Below are 19,077 nucleotides of genomic sequence, written 5' to 3'. Positions count from 1 at the left end.
TAACCCTCTTTTGTTTGTTTTGTAGAGTGTTTTGTGAGATTCAGTTTGCTGCACCGTGATGCACAGTCTTCACCCACTTCAGCCGCTTCTGACGGATGGACATTCTCAATGTTGCAGTTGAGACAATGACAAACCAGTGCAACATATAAACCGCACCTCGTAATCCTTGAAAGATCTGAGTCAAGATTGAGATATCATCTTGACTTTTCAGTTTTTGAACTCGACGCAATCCACCGATCGCACTAAATAAGAACAAGAACAGCGTCATCGCAGAAATCGGACTCGTCAGCATCATCCGATGGCGCAAAACCGCCATGAGAAAATCGGGAATGGCTGCAGTTGGCATCACATATTGCAGCATCCAAAACATCGCGAGATCGATTGTTTTGCGGCTTCCCATGCGATTGCGTAAAATCAGTCGCCAGTAATCGAGATAGCGTTGATAGCCGCCTTCTGCCCAGCGATTTCGCTGATGCCAAAGCGCGATCGCGTTTGTCACGCCTTCTTCGTAAACGGCTGGCTCTGTCACGACTTCAATATCCCAGCCGCTCAAATGCAATCGGAATGTCAAATCCAAATCGTCTGTGATTGTTTCTTCGTTCCACCCCCCACAGTCGAGCAACGCTTCTCGACGAACGAGTTGTCCATTTCCGCGCAGTTCCCCTAATCCTCCGATCGCGGCTCTCTGCTGCTGAATAAACGCATCCAATGCCATTTCTGCCATTTGTCCTTGGATCCAGAAATTCTTCGCCTCGTTGGAGTGAAATTGCGGTTCAGCCTGAATGATCGCTTTTCTCACTTGGATCGCGCCGATATCTCCTCGCTCAAAAACGGGGATAACTCGACGCAAGAAATCTGGCTCGACTTGAGCATCGGCATCAAATACGACTAAGAATTCACCCGAAGTGAGTGGAAAGACTTGATTTAATGCGCCAGATTTGCCGCCACTTGAGTTTTCAGGACGATTGAAAACTTTCAGTTGGGGATATTGAGTCGTTAAATGGTCGAGCACTTCAGGCGTTTTATCAGTGCTGTTATCGTCAATTACCCAAACTTCGTAGCGATCGCGCGGATAATTCAACTCACACAGCATTTTGACCAAGCGCCCGATCACAGCTTCCTCATTCTTTGCCGCAACCATCAGCGAAACTGTAGGAAATAGATCATCATCTTCAAGAGGCTTTGCGAAGGCATTTGGGCGGGCAAGCATCAAGCGCATTGCATGAATACTCATTAGGGTCGTCACGCCCAACACAAACCAGTAACCCCAGGTCACTAAGTGCAGCGCGATCGTGCTACTCCAAATGGCAGCAAAGACGATCGCTGCTTTTTTCCTACGTCCTTGAAAACCGCGAAACGTATCCGGCTCTTTAGACCCGTTGGGTTCTTCGGGCAGTTCTGATAACAGTGCTGCCAGCGATTCAAGCTCGTTTTCTTGCCAAGAATTCTCCGACATAGGTTGTGATGTCTAACACCCAATAAAGTGAAGTTGAAAATTCAGGTTACTTTAATTTCTGTAACCTTTTCTTCAACTTTCGTACTCTGACAGCTTACCTTGCGATCGCCGAATTTCAGCGTTTTCTTCTAGGGGTTCGTGATTCGGATTACCCGACTCGCTTCGGAGCCGCGACGGTAAGTTCTAGAGATTCGGCACGTAGGGCAAGCCAGGGCTGAGTTCTGATCATGTGAGCAAATGGGCTAGATGCTGGAATATCGAGTCGAGCAGAAATCAGTGATAAATTGGCGATCGCTTCGCTCTCAAACCTTGCAAGCTGTTCCAGACTGGAATAAGTTCCGAATTGTCCCCGCTGTCGCCAAAGATTAAACTGCCAGGTTGGCGTGAAATCGCACAGAATGCGATCGCCTTGTTTGACCATTGCACCTCCGTTCGATTGCCAGACAAATTGTGCTTCTTCTTTCGGCAAACCCCAAATCTTATGTCCTCCTGCGATTGAATTCAAATCATCAACATAGATATGCGAAATCCAAGCTCCGATATTTCCGCTTTGGCGAACTAAAGCAGGTACAACAATGAGTTCTCCATACGTCAAAGTTGAGCCAGGTTCATATTTTCCGAGCACAATGCCGCCGATCGTTTTTCCAGGTAAGACTTGAACAATTTCGAGATCAGTTGGGATGCATTTTTCTGCTTGGACAACATCAACTAGATGCAGCGTCAAAAAGCCGTAACCTTTGAGAATCCAAGGGGCAAGGGGATAATTCATATGAGATCTCCAGAGTTTCTTCCAAAATGTAGAGATGTTTTATCAGCAAGAAATCTAGATTAGTGAGGAATTAAATTTAAAAAAGCTATGTCTGAGCGATCGCGAACTGAAGAGAATATTTTTGCGGAATTTACAAAGCTAGTTTTGGCAAATCAACTCGATGAATTCAGAAAAATAGCAGTTTCGATGAGAACGAATCTAGGTAAGCTTTTTCAAGGCGAAATCAATGACGTTTCAATTCAGGCGCGCGATTTTGTTAAAGATGAAATTCAAGTCCAAGAATTGGAAGTCAAGACGGATCAAATTTCAATTGATCCGCTCAGTATGTTATTAGGAAAAATCCGATTAAGTGAGCCAATTGATAGTGAAATCCGGCTAACTCTCTCTGAACAAGATCTGAATCAAAATATGAATTCAGAGTATGGAAAGTCTTTATTAAAACCCATTGAATTAACCGTCGATCGCGAAATTATTACCCTTGAATTATTGCCTCCCTCGGCGATTCGCCTCTTAAGTGATAATAAGCTGCGATTTACGGGCACTGTAGAGATTAAGCGTGCGAAGCAATCGCAGACCTTAGCATTCACCTGCATTATTTGCCCACGTACTGAGACAAGTCCTGTTCGATTAGAGACATTCTGTTGTACCCCAAATGCTGGGCAATCTATTCCCTTTATGATTGCACTTCTGCAATGGATGGAATCAATTCTCAATCGGCCCTACTATGAAATCGAAGGCATTGCATTTCGATGTAAAGCATTAGAAATTAAAAATAAAGTCTTAACAACTGAGCTTGAAATTCACGCGCGAAAAGTTCCCGATTTGTAATTAAAATCACACCCATTTTCTCTCGATTTCGCCTTATCAATTTTCATAACGTTTGTGATTCCTAGCACATCTTCTGGGAACCTTAACAAGGAACGTGTATAAGACGGAATTGGGTGATGAGCCAAGCTCAAGACGTTGAAGTAACGCTCTTCTTTCAGAAGGGGTTATATCTCAATAAACAGAAAGCCTACGAAGCCGCGATCGCGAGCTATGAAGCCGCACTAAATCTAAAGCCTGACTATCCGGATGCTTGGTACAACCGGGGCAACTCGCTTTACCATTTAGGACGATTCGAGCAAGCGATCGACAGCTACTCTCAAGCGATTGAATACCAACCGGGTTTCCCTGAAGCCTGGAACAATCGCGGCAATGCTTTAGATGAATTAGGACGCTATCAAGAAGCGATCTATAGTTACGACAATGCGATCAAGTACCGCGCTGATTATCACTGGGCGTGGTACAACCGAGGCATTTCGCTTCGGAACATGGAGCGTTATGAAGAAGCGGTCAATAGCTACGATCGCGCGATTGAATTCAAGCCGGACTATTACTGGGCTTGGTACAGTCGTGGACTCGCCTTACGAAAACTGGGTCAATTAGAACGAGTCGTAGCCAGCTACGATCGGGCACTCGAACTCAAACCTGACTTCGAGGAATCCTGGACAAATCGCGGCAACGCACTCTACCACATGGGCAACATTGACGATGCGATCGAAAGCTACGATCGTGCGCTTGCGCTCAAACCAGATTCTGCCACGATCTGGTACAACAAAGCCTGCTGTTACGCACTTCAGGGCAAGTCTGACCTTGCTTATGAACATCTGCGACGTGCAATCGAACTCAATCCTGATGAATATCGCGATTTAGCTCAGAGCAATGCTGACTTTGCCGCTTTGCGTCGAGATAATCGATTTCTATCGTTGCTGAGCTTTCGCGCGCCTCGCGAGTCGTAAATTCTGCCCATGCTTCCCTCTGATGAAATTCGGTATCGCAATGCAGGACGATCGCTATCTCTGCTCGGTCGATATGGAAAACAGTATGCGAGATTTGAGCAAATCTTAGCGATCGATCCTGATCATCCGAATGCGCTGTTGTGTCGGGGTTATGCACTAGAAAAGTTAGGTCGCTATGAAGAGGCGATCTCAACTTTTGAACGTGTGATTACACTTCGCCCTCGCATGGCTTTGGCATGGCAAGGACGCGGAATTTCATTAGGTCGAATCGGACAATATGAAGAAGCTTTGACAAGCTTTAATCAAGCCTTGAAATTTACGCCAGATGATTATCGCAGTTGGCAAAATCATGGCAAAACGCTGATGAATTTGTATCGCTACCAAGATGCGATCGCCAGTTTTGATCAAGTCATTGCTTTGAAACCACAAAATTACAAAGCTTGGTACAACCGAGCGATCGCGTTGTCATCTCTCAATGAGCATGAGGCGGCTTTAACGAATTTAGACATTGCACTGAAGATCAAGCCCGTCTCAGACTACATCTGGAATTATCGAGGGCAAGTGCTTGGAAAGTTAAATCGAATCCCGGAAGCGATTGCAAGTTTTGAGAATGCCGTGAAAATTAATTCTCGGAGTGCCAGTGCCTGGTATGGTATGGCTTGTTGTTATGCACTCAAGCGAGATGCAGAAGCAGCGATCGAGAATTTAACCCACGCGATCGAGCTTTCAGCTTCAATCTATCGCAACCTTGCTGCTACAGATCCGATTTTCAACTTTTTACACAACCGTTCGCAATTTCAGGCATTGCTAGAAGCTGGAACCAAGGCTTCTTGAACAATGAGCACTGAGCATCGTGCATGGTGCATGACATGATTACTGACACTGCCTAAAAAGAATTCACTTAGTCCTGATCTGCCTCTACGTCCCACCACAATTAGATCTGCGTTCCAAGTTTGCGCGATCTCACAAATAGATGTGCCCGGATCACCGACATGTTGTGTAAATTCACACCGGACTCCAGCCGCAGTTGCAGCGGCATCTCGTGCCCGTAACATGTCCAATCCAGCTTGTTCAACTTGGGAAAAGAGCTGGGCTGAAGATTGAAGTAAAGCCTCATGGTGCATCGGATAGAGACCATCGGGCATTGGATAAACAGGAGTTGGCACACCTTCGTCGATTGGGCTGATAATATGCAGTAACATCAATTCAGCGTGATTTGTTTTGGCAAGCTCGACCGCTCTTTCAAATACGGCTTGACTCGAATCAGAGTGATCCAGCGCGACTAAAATCTTGTGGAACATACGATTCTCCTAAATGTTGTAGGCAAAGGCGTTAAACTGGCTTTGAAGAGGAGTTGATCAGTCTTTGCTACTAACAGTATAAAATGCCTAGCTTGGTATTGCCGCTGGGTGTTTTCGCTTCTTAATATTCGATCGACGCTGACCACAACCGGGATGATTTTTGAGCCAAACAAGAGTACGACAATCCTCATCATTTAAGCGGAACTTGAACAACTTCAGGAGTTGGGTGTAGTTGCACAAGTCGCGATCGCATTGGATGGGAGAGGTCTTACGGCTGTTAACTCCACTTTGCCTGTTTGGGGATTGCGATACCAATCTGTGGCTTGCACGATCGTTGGAGTTGACGTGGGAGCTTGAGCGATCGCGGATTTGTGAAAAGCCGAGAGATCACGCATATCATTCCAGGAGCGATTGTGGCTGACTTCTTGAGTTGGATTTTGAGGAATCCCGCCTCGTCCTGTAATCACAAAACTACTCCCTTCAGTGCCGGAACAGGCAGCGGCGACTTGTTGGTTTGAATCGATGAGTGTGGTGGATAGCTCGACTAAGCCAGAGTTCGGGTCAACTCCTACATTGTTGACATCAACAGTACCATTCACGCCGAATTCAGAACTTGCGGTGATGTCATTTTCTGGGGTTAAGCGATCGCGGTACTGCAATCCGATAATGCCTTGAGTCGTAATTTGAATACTGCCTCCACGACCTTGCACAGCATTGGCGACAATATCGCTGTTTTCTAATCCCACAATGATAGGTGCATTAATCTTGATATTGCCGCCTGTGGAAGCTCCTGTAGCACTCGTGACGATGTTACTCCCCTGCCGCAGCAGTAGCAGATCGCGGGCTTGCAGCCAGATATTGCCTTGACTCCCGCCATTGACTTCGGCTTGCAAACTTGAGCCATTGTTGATGAAAACAGTCCCCGCATTGATGTTGAGGTTGCCTGCATCTCCCTTTCCGGTGTTACTGACTGTAATTCTTGCACCATCGCGAACACGCAAACTGTCGGCTCTCAAATTAACCGATCCTGCCGCAAAGGAACTGGTGGACGTTGCAGAAATGGTACTTCTGAGTAATTGATCGTTAAACGAATACTCAGAAATACCCTGCACGTCAATGTCCTTAACGTCTAGGTTAACGCTACCCGCAGTTCCCTGTCCTAAGTTGGAAGACGTGATTTGTCCACCATTAAACAACCGCAGTCTGTCGGCTGTAAGGGTAATATTTCCTCCCGGCCCGGCGGCATTGTTACTTACGGCAACGGTAATGCCAGCAGGTAAATTACTTAAAACATCAATGACGGGATCACTGACAGCTACCTCGGTCGCTTTAATGGTGATGTTTCCAGCCTTCCCGCTTCCTGAGAGAGAACTGCGGACTGTTCCACCGTTCCAGATTTGCAACCGACCAGTCTCGATCGAGATGTTTCCCCCTTGTCCCTCAGTTGCTCCGATCCCTGAGGAAACGCCGCCCAGGAGTTTATTGACCGTGTATCCTGAGATGTCTAAACTCTCAGTTGCTCGAATTTCGATATCGCCAGCCTTACCTGTGGGATAGGGGAAAGGATCTAAGTTGACGACAGCCGTACTGATCATTCCACCGTCTGCTATACGGATGCGATCTGCCTCAATGGTAATTTTTCCACCCTCATTGTTTGTGCCACTAAAGAGCGTCGTGGTAATGGAGGTAGGGATTTCAGTAATAAATGGATGGGAGCCGACGATCTCGATGTCGGAAGCGCGAACATTAACATCTCCCGATCGAGAATCATTGCCGTTGGAGGTGGACTGAAGCCAAGCCCCATTAAATAACCGCAGTCGTCCGGTTTCAACCGTCACATCTCCAGCTCGTCCGAAGGCTGGAAATCCAAGAAAACCAACACCTGTCCCGATACCCGTTGCCATTTGGTCTGGGAGTGAACTTCCCATTAGGTCAATAAAGTCTGTCGTATTGACAGTAATGCCTTTCCCTTGTCCTGCAAAGGTAACCGAACTGATATTGGAGCCATTCTGCACCGTTAACCCACTGCCCCGAATATTGATTGCTCCACCATTCATGCCAGTGGCATCGACAGATGAAACATTGTTGAGAGTGAGTGTGCCCCAGGTTGCTGTAGCTGTAGGACTCGCCAGTTTCCAGCCGATTTGGTTGTCGATCGCGACTCGTCCATTTCCCACTGCCCAAAGCTCAATCCGTCCATCCGGGGCAGAGAGGTTGGCACTGGTAATATCAATTTGTCCGCCGACTAGTGCGAGTGTTTGGGTTGGTGCGAGTGCGATCGTAGGTGGGCGCATCAAGGCGTTTGGGATTGCGGGTCCTTCGACTTGAATCGGTGCCGCATTTGTCCCCATCTGCAACCCCACAGGCGCACTGATCGTTAACAAGGGTGGACTACTCGGATTGAGTGCACTAAACTCGGTGCCATCGGCAAATTGAATGCTATTCGCAGTCGTTCCCACAAAGGAGCCGCCAATGTTCAACCTTGCATTGGCTCCAAACAGAATGCCACTGGGATTAAGCAGAAAAAGACTAGCAGTGCCATTCGTGTTTAACAGTCCATCAATATGGGAAGCACTGCCTCCAGTGACACGAGCAAAGATAGTTTGAATATCTGTTGAGTTATTGAAACTGGCAGAGCCGTTTGTTGGGATAGAGAATCGGTTGAAGCTGTGAAAGAGATTGTTGCCAGAACGTGTGCCTCCCTCGATCGTGAAGGCAAGATTGTTAGGAGTTTGAACTGTCGTTGCTAGGGTGTTGTCGGGAATGACTTGAGCATCAACTCGATCCATTCTGAGAATATGGTCGGTATATCCAAGAGAGATCGTACTGAGTCCAACCCACATTAATCCAACTACAGCCTGCTTCATAACGTTTAACCTTGAATTTTGGAATGTCAAACGTAGAGTGCCCGTGCTTCAAAAAACATCATCTTGCTGTATAAAAAAGATACTGTTGGCAAGCAGAAACTTAGGAAGGGCTTTCAGTTGAGCGAGGTTTGCTGGCACAAGTGGCAGATGGAGTGCTGGAAGTAGGATGTGCTGCAACTAATTCGACTTTTCCAGTTTGAGGATTGCGATACCAAGCCGATGCTTCTACAATCAAGGGTGATGAATTTGGCGACTGAGCGATCGAGGGTTTGTGGAAAGCTGAAAGATCACGCACATCATTCCAGGTGCGATCGTGGGTCACCTCTTGAGCCGGATTCTGAGGCACTCCACCTCGCCCCGTGATCACAAAGCTACTGCCTTGAGTCCCGGAACAGCCAGCCGCGACTTGTTGGTTTGAATCGATCAATGTGGTGGATAACTCGACTAAGCCAGAGTTCGGATCAACTCCAACATTGTTCACTTCGACGGTGCCATCTACGCCGATTCCGGAACTAGCAGTGATGTCGCTTTCAGGTGTTGTGCGATCGCGGTATTGTAATCCGATAATGCCTTGAGTCGTAATTTGGATATTTCCGCCTTTACCTTGTGCTGCATTGGCGACAATATCACTATTTTCTAATCCTACGATCACAGGCGAATTGAGCGTAATATTCCCACCGTTACCATTTCCACCCGAAGTTACCGCGATCGCGCTATTGCTCCGTAGCAGTAACAGCTTACCAACTGCTAAATCAATATTTCCGCCATTTCCTGACGCTGTTTGTGCCTGAATGCTAGCTTGACGATCTAATTGAATAGTATTAGCTTTGATGCTCAGCGTACCACCATTGCCATCCCCTTGATTCGTCACACTGACGGTGCCGCGATCTGTCAAGATTAGATTAGGTGTGGAAATGCTAACACTGCCTGCATTTGCGATTAAAATATCGGGAAGCCCAAATTGCTGCCGCAGTTGTGGGTTTAAGGATAGGACAGAAGAGTTGATGCTGCTATTATTGCTCTGATTGTATCCTCTGATCTCGATAGATTCTGCCGCGTTAATTCTCAGATCTCCGCCATTTCCCATAAAGAATGTCGTTGCTGCAAGGGTTCCGCCATCGAGAATTTGTAACCGATCTGTCTCCAGGGTGAGAGCCTTAGCAGTTCCGGTTGCAAACGTGACTGAACCAATAGCGCTCTGGAATCCGAAGCCGTTGCCGCCCGTGATCGTTGTTTGATTGTTGTGAATTGCAACTTGCCCACTCGCACCGCTGCCAAAGGTTGCTGAACTCAAGGAAGCGCCACCGGAAACGACTAAACTATCCCCATTGACCAGAATGTCACCCGCATTTCCCGAACTGTAGTAACTAGAGGTGCTGAGACTACTCACACTCCTAGGATTGCTGAGTGAAAAACCAGATACTTCAATGGCAGTTGCCTGAATGTCAATATTCCCGCTTGTAGCCGTTCCTATCGTTGAAGTATTCAATCCTGCCCCTGCTTGGACAGTTAGCTTGGGAGTAACAACACTGACGTTGCTTCCTGCTGCAATGCCAAACGTTTCACTCCGAATTCCACTCCAAATGCGTGAGTCCGTTGCACCAATCATGTCGATCGCGTTTGAAGCTCGCAGGCGAATTTCCCCACCCGGCAGGTAACCAAAATTTTGTGACAGGATCAGTGAACCATCGGTGAATTGAATCTCTCGCCCTTGAAGCTGTACCGATCCGGCATTAACGCCACTCACGTCGAGAAGCGACTTTTGGGTGAGTTGAATATTTCCAAAGCTCTGATCCTGCTCATAGTCCAATCGATACCCCTGAGCGGTAGGAATGAGGTGAATCAGACCTGCACCACTCAGACTGCCTAATTCGACTCGTCCCTGTGGGGCGCTTAGAGTTGCACCATTGAGATTCAAATTGCCGCCCATCAAGGCGAGGGTTTGTCCTGGTTGAACGCGCAATTCTGTCGCACTGGGAATTACAGCGATGGGAGGCAACCCACTAGGATTGGGATTACTCAGAGCGTGTCCTGTTCCTTGAACAGTAATGGATGCCGGATTGCTCCCCATTTGCAATCCCACAGGAACACTCATCGTTAACAAAGGGGGTGCCATTACATTGTCGGCATACCACTCTGTACCATCGGCAAATCTGAGACGATTTGCAGTTGTTCCCAAGAATGAGCCACCCAGATTCAAACGAGCATTCGCACCAAAGAGAATGCCATTGGGATTGAGCAAGAATAGATTGGCAGTGCCATTGGTTTGAATTAAGCCATCAATGTTGGAGATGGTGCTACCCGTAACACGACTGAAAATATTTTGAATGTTAGTCGCGTTGTTGAAGAGAGCAGACCCACCTGTGGGAATAGAGAATTCTTGGAAGCTATGGAAAAGATTCGTGCCGGAAGTCGTGCCGCCTGTGATGGTGAAGTCGTTGAGCGATCGTGTGACTTGAGTATTGAGGGTCGTGTCGGGAAGGACTTGTTGCGCTTGAACCGGAAGAGTGAGGGTCAAACATATTCCCAAGAGCACGGAGTGTAGCACGGATCGCACCATAGAAGCTTCTCTTGACAAATAGGAGACTCAGTCAATGTGCCCCAAAAATCATCAAGAGAAATGTTGTGTAAGGAATTTAATTGCAGGGTCGAATTACTTGACACTAGAGCGCAGTTGTAGAGGAGCCACAGGTTGCGGCAATGTGAGGTTTAGTTGGTACAGTGGCAACCAACTCGACTTTGCCCGTTTGGGGATGGCGATACCAAGTTGTCGCTTCTACGATCGAGGGTGATAAATTGGGAGCCTGAGCGATCGCAGGTTTATGAAAAGCCGAGAGATCGCGGATATCGTTCCAGGCACGCTCACTTCTCACAGTTTCAGTCGGATTTTCTGGCATTCCACCGCGTCCTGTGATCACAAAACGGCTGTTTTGAGTCCCAGAACAGCCCGCTGCGACTTGTTGGGTTGAATCGATGAGGGTTGGGGATAGCTCGACTAAGCCAGAGTTGGGATCTACGCCGACATTGTTAACTTCAACGGTGCCGTTCACGCCGAACTCAGAACTCGCAGTGATGTCGTTTTCTGGCGTTAAGCGATCGCGATACTGCAAGCCAATAATGCCCTGAGTGGTAATTTGAATGTTTCCGCCTTGTCCCTGATCAGCGTTGGCAACAATGTCACTATTTTCTAATCCTACGATAATGGGTGTATTGATGGTAATATTCCCTCCATTTCCCTGTCCGCCTGCTGTTGCCGCAATGCTACTACCAGAACGCATCAATAAGAGATCCCGAAGTTGAATGTTAATATTGCCACCCTCGCCTGATTGAGCCACCGCAGTAATGCGACTCTGATTTTCTAGCTGGATGTCATTGGCGATAATTTGTACATTTCCTCCAATGCCTGGGCCATCATTTTGGACACTCACAGCGCCGCCATTGCTGAGGCGGAGGGAGGGAGTATTAATCTTTAAAGATCCCGAATTACCACTGGGAATGGGGGGTAATCCAAATGCAGCTTGAATCTCTGGACTGACCTCTTCAGCATTGGAATAGATGCGAGAGAACGTTCCAACCGCATTTCCTGCTGTTCCCTGACCTTCAATCTCGATGGACTCTGAAGCATTTACTTCTACGTTACCCGCTGAACCTGTTGCAGCCGTAGAGGATCCTAAAGATGCACCCCCGGTTATTACTAATCTTGCTGTGTTGATCACGGCACGATTCGCATTGCCAGCCCCCTGGGTATAGGTAGACAGAGAACTTTCTGAAAATGCCACTGGATTGTAACCCGCAATTTCGACTTGTTTAGCCGCATTGACTTGGATTATGCCTGTGTTCCCATCACGCGCAGCGACCGAAATCATTGCGCCAGAATCCAAGACCCTGAGATTTTCTGTAGATAATGCGATGTTACCCGCATTGCCACTGCCAACTGAAAATGTGGCAACTGCTGTGTACACTGCTGGATTATTGTTGTTAAACCCAGTAATTTCAGTCGTACCATTAACGTTGATATTGATGTTTGCTCCAGCAGTGGCGCTTCGGGTTCTAGACATAATTCTAGAGCTATCTCGAAGAAATAGCTGAGCCGCAGAAATGAGAATGTCTCCAACCTGACCACTATTTAAGTTATTACTTTGAATCAAACTTCCTAATTCACCATTGGAAGTATTGCCTTGCAATATTAGAGATCCTTTTGCATTGACCGTGATTCCCCCTGCCGGTTGTGAACCAAGGTTTTGAAGTAAAGCCGCAGATCCTTCTGTCAAGCGAATGTTTTGTCCTTGGAGCTGGATGGAACCATTACTCCCACTAGCATTCAATAGCGATTCCTGCCCCAAATGAATATCGTTAAATTGCTGTACTGCTGAGTAATCACCAACCCAGCCCGTTGGAGTGGGTTGAAGTCCAACCGTTCCACGACTGACACTCCCGACTTCCAGATGCCCACTGCCCTGGATAGAAGCAACTCCACCAGAGAAGGTCACTGCACCACCAATCAAGGCTAACGTTTGATTTGCGCCAGCTTGTAAGCCAGCAGGACTGTTGATCGCGCTGGCTTGACCAAAACCAGTGATATCAAATAACTGATTGCCTCGCCCCTGCACAGTAATTGCTCCTGGATTCTGTCCCATTTGTAAACCGATCGGTGCACTCATGGTCAACAAGGGCAGACTACTGGGATTCACTGCACTAAACTCAGTGCCATCTGCAAATTGGATACTATTGGCAGTCGTTCCTACGAAGGAACCGCCAACATTCAACTGGGTATTGCTCCCAAACAGGATGCCATTGGGGTTCAGCAGAAACAGACTAGCAGTGCCATTCGTTTTGAGGAGTCCATCAATATTGGAAGCACTGCCTCCAGTGACGCGAGCAAAGATAGTCTGAATATCCGTAGCGTTATTGAAGAGGGCAGAGCCACCTGTGGGAACAGAGAGTTGGTTGAAGCTATGAAAGAGATTGTTACCGGATCGAGTCCCCCCATCGATCGTGAAGTCGAGATTGTTCAGCGTTTGAACTGTCGTTCCTAAGGTGCTGTCGGGAAGGACTTGAGCATCAACTCGATCTATTCTGAGGATATGGTCGGTATACCCAAGTGCGATGATACTTAGACCAACCCATACTAATCCAGCGACAGCCTGCCTCATTGCATTTAACCTCAAATTCTGGAGTGTCAAACGTAGGGTGCCCGTCCCTCAAACAACATCATCGCAATGTCAGAAGAAGTCTACTTCTGGGAAGTGGAGATTTAGATAGGGCTTCGAGTTGAGTTCAGCGTGCTGGCACAAGTGGCAGATGGAGTGCTGGAAGTAGAATGTGCTGCAACTAATTCAACTTTTCCAGTTTGGGAATTGCGATGCCAATTCGTCGCTTCTACGAGCATGGCAGTCTGAGTTGGGGCTGGCGCGATCGCGGTTTTATGAAAAGCTGCGAGATCTCGCACATCATTCCAAGAACGATATCGATCCACCTCCTGATTTGGATTTTGCGGCATTCCACCCCGTCCCGTGACCACAAAACTACTCCCTTGAGTCCCGGAACAGCTAGCCGCAACTTGTTGGTTTGAATCGATCAATGTGGTAGATAACTCGACTAAGCCAGAGTTCGGATCTACTCCAACGTTGTTGACTTCTACGGTGCCATTCACCCCGAATTCGGAACTGGCAGTGATGTCGTTTTCTAGGGTTAAGCGATCGCGATACTGCAAACCAATAATACCTTGGGTCGTAATTTGAATATTTCCGCCTTGACCCTGCACTGCATTGGCAATAATATCGCTGTTTTCTAATCCCACAATGATAGGTGCATTAATCTTGATATTGCCGCCTGTCGAAGCTCCGGTGGCACTCGTGACGATGTTACTGCCCTGTCGAAGCAATAGCAGATCAGCCGCTTGAATGTGGATGTTTCCCTGATTACCACCATTGACCTGTGCTTGTAGGCTGGCTTGATTTAAAGAAACGGTGCCTGCCTTAATGTTGAGGTTGCCTGCATCTCCCGAGCTTGTGTTACTAACAGAGATGACTGCGCGATCGCTGACTTGTAACGTATCAGCTTGGAGATTGACCGATCCAGCAGCAAAGGCACTAGACGAAGAAGCCGCAATCTCGCTCGGAAGGCTCTGTCCGCCTAGCAAAGGTTGAGAAACCCCCTGAATCTGGAGATTCTTCACCTGTACGTTAATATTGCCAGCCACTCCTTGTCCGTCTGTTGCAGAAGCAATCTGTCCACCCTCAAAAACTTTCAAATTGTCCGCTGTCAGGTTAATATCACCGCCAGTTCCACTGCCACTTTTAGCGACTACTGCGATGATTCCAGAGGTTGTCTGGCTAATGTTATCAATAGCAGCATCACGGACTAAAATGTCTTGTGCCTGAATGGTGATATTTCCAGAAGTTCCTGTTCCTGCTAATGCAGTAGAAATTGTTCCGCCATTGTGGAGTTGGAGTTTATTTGTCTCGATCGTGATATTTCCACCTTGTCCTTGAGTTCCTGGTTGCAGCGAGCTAATCACTGCACCGACCATCCCTCCACGGGTCACTCCCTCGATTTCGAGGCTTTCTGCGGCTCGAATCGAGATATCCCCTGTGCGACCTGTAGGGATGAATGGGCTGCCGAAGTTCGTCAGATCGGTACTAATCCGTCCGCCTTCTAATAAACGTACTCGGTCTGCGGTAATACTGATGTCTCCACTTCTGACATTGGTGCCAGGTGCCGTAAGGACTGTGGTAATTGCTGTCGGTATAATATTTCCTGGAAAATCTAGCGGCGTATCTGGTGGTAGAAAGGGGCTAGGAAAAGGAGTATCGCCCTTGACTTCTACATCCCGTGCTCGAATCGAGATGTTGCCACTGTTGGAGTCATTGCTATAACCAATGACTTGTCCTGTGAAGAAGTCATAAACAGCAGAAACACTCGATTGAATCCAAGCCCCATTCGCTAATCGAAGTACTGGAGTGTCCACTACAATGTCTCCTGCGGTTGCGCCTGAATTATAGGCTGTGGTGTTCAAACCTCCATTTCGATTGAATTGATCTGGAGCAGAAGTGCCCAAAAGATCCACAAACTCGGTTGTCTTGATCGTGATAGGTTGACCTGTTCCACTCCCAGAGGTGCTAGAAGCCAAACCAGAGCCATCTTGAACTGTTAACACACGAGCACGCACTTGAATTGAGCCACCTTGATAGGTTCCAAGCCCAAAAAGACCACCTGCATTGACAAAGGAGTTTTGGCGTAACGTTACAGTTCCCCAATCACTTGGTGCGGGAGATGTTCCAGTGAGTTCCCATCCGTTTGCTCGATCGATACTAATTTCAGTATTCTTTACTGCCCACAATTCCACATGCCCATCGGGTGCAAACAGATTTGCTTGAGCTAGATCAATATTGCCGCCAACAAGAGCAAGCGTCTTTCCTGCTGGCACTTGTAAGCCTGAAAAAACAAAGAAATTGGGTGGCTGTCCTTGGACTTGAATTGCTCCAGCGTTAGTACCCATTTGCAAACCAACAGGCGCACTGATAGTTAATAAGGGAGTCCCTGAAGTCTTGATCGCACTGAACTCTGCACCATCCGCAAACTTAATGCTGCTTGCTGTCGTACCAATGAAAGATCCGCCGACATTTAACGACGCATTTGCGCCGAAGAGAATGCCACTGGGATTGAGTAGGAATACATTGGCTGTGCCATTGGCTTGAAGTAAGCCATCAATGTTAGAAACTGTTCCGCCTGTGACGCGGCTAAAAATATTTTGTACATCTATGGGATTATTAAAGCTGGCAGAGCCGCCTGTGGGAACGGAGAATTGGCTGAAACTATGAAACAGGTTGCCCCCGGATCGAGTGCCACCTTCGATCGTGAAGTTGAGATTGTTGGGAGTTTGAACTGTGGTTCCTAAGGTAGTGTCAGGAAGGACTTGGGCATCAACTCGATCCATTCTGAGAACAGTGTCGGCATATCCAAGTACAATAGTACTCAGAGTAACCCACATTAATCCAACGGCAGCCTGCTTCATAACGTTCAACCTTGAATTTTGGAATGTCAAACGTAGAGTGCCCGTGTCTCAAAAAAATCATCCCGATTGTAGAAAAAAGATACTCTTAGGAAGCTGAGACTCAGAGAGAGCTTTCAGTTGAGTGAAGCTTGCTAGCACAAGTGGCAGATGGAGTGCTGGAAGTAGGATGTGCTGCAACTAATTCGACTTTTTCAGTTTGGGGATGGCGATACCAAGCTGTTGCTTCTACGAGTGTGGCAGTCTGAGTTGGAACTGGTGCGATCGCGGTTTTTTGGAATGTCGAGAGATCGCGTACATCATTCCAGGCACGATCTCGGCGCACCTCCTGAGTCGGATTTTGCGGCATCCCACCGCGTCCTGTAACCACAAAACTACTCCCTTGAGTCCCGGAACAGCCAGCCGCGACTTGTTGAGTTGAATCGATGAGGGTTGTGGATAGCTCGACTAAGCCAGAATTTGGATCAACTCCGACATTGTTGACTTCAACAGTGCCATTCACGCCGAATTCGGAACTCGCAGTGATGTCGTTTTCTGGCGTTGTGCGATCGCGATACTCCAAGCCGATAATGCCCTGAGTGGTAATTTGAATATTTCCACCTTGACCCTGCACTGCATTAGCAACAATATCACTATTTTCTAATCCCACAATGATGGGCGCATTGATAGTAATGTTTCCGCCCGTGGAAGCTCCGGTGGCACTCGTGACAATTTGGCTATCCTGCCGTAGCAGGAGCAAATCGCGGGCTGCAAGCCGGATATTACCTTGACTTCCGCCATTGACCTCAGCTTGTAAACTCGCGCCATTGTTGAGGAAAACAGTCCCCGCATTGATATTGAGGTTACCTGCATCTCCAGTTCCGGTGTTGCTGACTGTGATATTGGCTCCATCCCGAACACTCAAACGATCGCTCCGAAGATTGATAGAGCCAGCATTAAAGCCAGTCGTTGAACTCGCAGTGATACTACTGCGAAATTGTCCATCTTGGGAGAAGCCGCTAATATCGATATCCCCAGCTTGGATGTTGATACTTCCTGCATTGCCTAATCCATCGGTTGCCGCTGTAATCTGTCCTCCCCGGAAGACTCGTAATCGATCAGTGACAATATCCAAGTTGCCACCTTGCCCAGTCGCGCCATCTTGCACTGAGGTCACAATGCCGCTGAGCGATCCCGTAAAATCTACTAATGGGTCGCTAACTTCAACTTCGTTCGCTCGAATTACAATATTTCCAGCCTTCCCGTTCCCTACCAAATTTGCAGTAACCTTGGCTCCCTGCTGGATACTCAACCGCCCTGTTGTGATTCTCAAATTGCCGCCATGTCCTGTCCCCCTGGGTTCAACACTGCTAAATAGCCCTGTTGAAAAGGGTCCCCCATCCCAGGTGCTAAACCCGATCAACTCTACCGACTCGGTAGCATTCACCGTTAAGTTGCTGCCATTCCCTGACGCAAAAGCACCCGACGAAAATTGACTACCACCGAAAGCTTGGAACTGCCGAACATTCACCGTTAAATTCCCCGCATCCCCTGAACCGTTGGAATTGGATTGAACAAGCACAAAGTCCTTGGAGAAAAGTCGATCTGCATTGATCGTGAGATTGCCACCCTGACCCTCAGCAAATGTTCCGGTATTGAGAACACTCGGAAAGCCATTGCCATCCAGGTTACCATTGATTTCAACTGTTTGGCTCTTGATCGTGATGTTGCCTGCATTCCCTTGCCCTCTTGTGTTTGCGACAATCGCTCCTGCTTGACTTACGGACAGATAGGGACTGTCAATCTGAATGCTGCCCCCATTCCCAGTTCCCCCTTTGACAACAGCATACATGCCACTTAAACCACTGATATCAAAGTCTTCACCACCATAGAAAATGTTATAGGAAGATAGATCCTCAGTGCCTGCGATCTCGATGCGCTCGGATGCCCGAACCGTAATGGGTTTTCCCTGCTCCGATCCAAGCGTGTTCGATCGCACTTGTGCCCCTTGTTTGAGGCTCAACTGTCGAGCTTGGATTTGAATCGCCCCCCCACTACTGCCACTGGCATCTACTTGTGCCTTCTGAGTCAGTTGAATATCTTGAAAGCCTGTTGCTCCAGCGTAATTCATGACAAAAGTTGTCGGCTCAAGACCCACTTGACTATTCGCAGCAACGCTTCCTAGCTCGATGTTGCCAGATGGCGCACTGAGTGTTCCACCCGCTATGGTGAGAGATCCGCCAATTAATGCAAGAGTCTTACCTGGCTCAACTTGGAAGCCTGTTGTGGATTGGTGCGTGATGCTCCCTGGATTGCTGCCAAACTGTAACCCTACTGGCGCGCTTATCGTTAACAATGGGGTTTGGCTCGAATTTACGGCGCTAAACTCCGTCCCATCTGCAAACCGAATACTGTTAGCAGTGGTTCCCACAAAAGAGCCACCAATGTTCAATTGGGCACTGTTCCCAAACAGAATTCCGGCAGGATTAAGCAGAAATAGGCTGGCAGTGCCATTGGCTTGAATCATGCCATCAATGTTAGAAACTGTTCCGCCTGTAACCCGGCTGAAAATCATTGACACATCGAGTGCATTATCGAAAAAAGCTGTGCCACCCGTCGGAACAGAAAATTGGCTGAAGCTATGGAACAGGTTAGAACCATTATTTGGACGAGTTCCGCCTGTGATCATGAAGTTAGGATTTCCGGTCACAACTGTGCCAAGGGTGCTATCAGGCACAACGGCTTGCGCACAAACTTGTTCTGAGATTGCAACTGCCCCCAAGATTGCCAAACACAGCTGGAATATACCCTTCATCACTACCACACTCTTAAAGCTATAGGACGGTAGGTGTAGAGTTCCCTAATTCATCATTTTGTAGCCTATACAAAACTATAAGTAAGCAATGATTG

Annotated in this window: 11 protein-coding genes; 3 read left to right on the top strand and 8 right to left on the bottom strand. The window is 47.7% G+C overall.

The features are described from left to right. Window positions 1-40 precede the first annotated feature (40 nt). Window positions 41-1,456, bottom strand: a complete 1,416-nt coding sequence (locus OU814_RS10430; RefSeq protein WP_268182569.1) for a glycosyltransferase — start codon at window positions 1,454-1,456, stop codon at window positions 41-43. Window positions 1,457-1,604: 148 nt separating this feature from the next. Continuing rightward, window positions 1,605-2,225: an acetoacetate decarboxylase family protein gene (locus tag OU814_RS10425; protein WP_268182566.1), complete on the bottom strand. Its 621-nt coding sequence runs from the start codon at window positions 2,223-2,225 to the stop codon at window positions 1,605-1,607. Window positions 2,226-2,312: 87 nt separating this feature from the next. On the opposite strand from OU814_RS10425, the gene OU814_RS10420 reads away from it, so the two are divergent. From OU814_RS10420 to OU814_RS10410, 3 genes are all read left to right on the top strand, one after another. Further along, window positions 2,313-3,053, top strand: coding sequence for an LmeA family phospholipid-binding protein (locus OU814_RS10420; RefSeq protein WP_268182564.1), 741 nt, complete (start codon window positions 2,313-2,315; stop codon window positions 3,051-3,053). A gap of 116 nt (window positions 3,054-3,169) precedes the next feature. Continuing rightward, window positions 3,170-4,006 carry a tetratricopeptide repeat protein gene (locus OU814_RS10415; protein WP_017285881.1) on the top strand — a complete coding sequence of 279 codons (837 nt, stop codon included), beginning with the start codon at window positions 3,170-3,172 and terminating at the stop codon, window positions 4,004-4,006. A 9-nt stretch (window positions 4,007-4,015) separates the two neighbouring features. Next, window positions 4,016-4,840, top strand: a complete 825-nt coding sequence (locus tag OU814_RS10410; protein WP_268182562.1) for a tetratricopeptide repeat protein — start codon at window positions 4,016-4,018, stop codon at window positions 4,838-4,840. Here the strand turns inward: OU814_RS10410 and OU814_RS10405 are convergent. The 6 genes from OU814_RS10405 to OU814_RS10380 all read right to left on the bottom strand — a co-directional run bounded on the left by OU814_RS10405 (window position 4,804) and on the right by OU814_RS10380 (window position 18,982). Beyond that, window positions 4,804-5,307, bottom strand: coding sequence for a universal stress protein (locus OU814_RS10405; protein ID WP_017285879.1), 504 nt, complete (start codon window positions 5,305-5,307; stop codon window positions 4,804-4,806). The genes OU814_RS10410 and OU814_RS10405 overlap by 37 nt on opposite strands. Window positions 5,308-5,522: 215 nt before the next feature. After that, entirely contained in the window at window positions 5,523-8,174 is a 2,652-nt protein-coding gene (locus tag OU814_RS10400) for an S-layer family protein (protein WP_268182558.1), read from the bottom strand. A 100-nt stretch (window positions 8,175-8,274) separates the two neighbouring features. Beyond that, window positions 8,275-10,692 (bottom strand): beta strand repeat-containing protein, encoded by a 2,418-nt coding sequence (locus OU814_RS10395; RefSeq protein ID WP_268182556.1) that lies wholly within the window; start codon window positions 10,690-10,692, stop codon window positions 8,275-8,277. A gap of 145 nt (window positions 10,693-10,837) precedes the next feature. Next, a complete protein-coding gene (locus OU814_RS10390) occupies window positions 10,838-13,327 on the bottom strand; it encodes a two-partner secretion domain-containing protein (RefSeq protein WP_268182554.1) in 2,490 nt (829 codons plus the stop codon). Window positions 13,328-13,428: 101 nt separating this feature from the next. Next, window positions 13,429-16,191 (bottom strand): beta strand repeat-containing protein, encoded by a 2,763-nt coding sequence (locus OU814_RS10385; protein WP_268182552.1) that lies wholly within the window; start codon window positions 16,189-16,191, stop codon window positions 13,429-13,431. 100 nt (window positions 16,192-16,291) lie between these two features. Beyond that, window positions 16,292-18,982 carry an S-layer family protein gene (locus OU814_RS10380; RefSeq protein WP_268182550.1) on the bottom strand — a complete coding sequence of 897 codons (2,691 nt, stop codon included), beginning with the start codon at window positions 18,980-18,982 and terminating at the stop codon, window positions 16,292-16,294. Window positions 18,983-19,077: the final 95 nt, after the last annotated feature.

The sequence above is a fragment of the Leptolyngbya sp. GGD genome (assembly GCF_026735145.1).
In the GTDB taxonomy this organism is placed as follows: Bacteria; Cyanobacteriota; Cyanobacteriia; order Leptolyngbyales; family Leptolyngbyaceae; genus Leptolyngbya; species Leptolyngbya boryana.
Note: the sequence above shows the minus strand (reverse complement) of the source record. Positions and strands in the feature narration are given on the sequence as shown.

What these genes read in the sequence shown, in the direction of transcription:
- OU814_RS10425 (WP_268182566.1), bottom strand. Translation starts at nt 2,225, where the DNA reads ATGAATTATCCCCTTGCCCCTTGGATTCTCAAAGGTTACGGCTTTTTG.
- OU814_RS10420 (WP_268182564.1), top strand. Translation starts at nt 2,313, where the DNA reads ATGTCTGAGCGATCGCGAACTGAAGAGAATATTTTTGCGGAATTTACA.
- OU814_RS10410 (WP_268182562.1), top strand. Translation starts at nt 4,016, where the DNA reads ATGCTTCCCTCTGATGAAATTCGGTATCGCAATGCAGGACGATCGCTA.
- OU814_RS10430 (WP_268182569.1), bottom strand. Translation starts at nt 1,456, where the DNA reads ATGTCGGAGAATTCTTGGCAAGAAAACGAGCTTGAATCGCTGGCAGCA.
- OU814_RS10385 (WP_268182552.1), bottom strand. Translation starts at nt 16,191, where the DNA reads ATGAAGCAGGCTGCCGTTGGATTAATGTGGGTTACTCTGAGTACTATT.
- OU814_RS10400 (WP_268182558.1), bottom strand. Translation starts at nt 8,174, where the DNA reads ATGAAGCAGGCTGTAGTTGGATTAATGTGGGTTGGACTCAGTACGATC.
- OU814_RS10405 (WP_017285879.1), bottom strand. Translation starts at nt 5,307, where the DNA reads ATGTTCCACAAGATTTTAGTCGCGCTGGATCACTCTGATTCGAGTCAA.
- OU814_RS10390 (WP_268182554.1), bottom strand. Translation starts at nt 13,327, where the DNA reads ATGAGGCAGGCTGTCGCTGGATTAGTATGGGTTGGTCTAAGTATCATC.
- OU814_RS10380 (WP_268182550.1), bottom strand. Translation starts at nt 18,982, where the DNA reads ATGAAGGGTATATTCCAGCTGTGTTTGGCAATCTTGGGGGCAGTTGCA.
- OU814_RS10415 (WP_017285881.1), top strand. Translation starts at nt 3,170, where the DNA reads ATGAGCCAAGCTCAAGACGTTGAAGTAACGCTCTTCTTTCAGAAGGGG.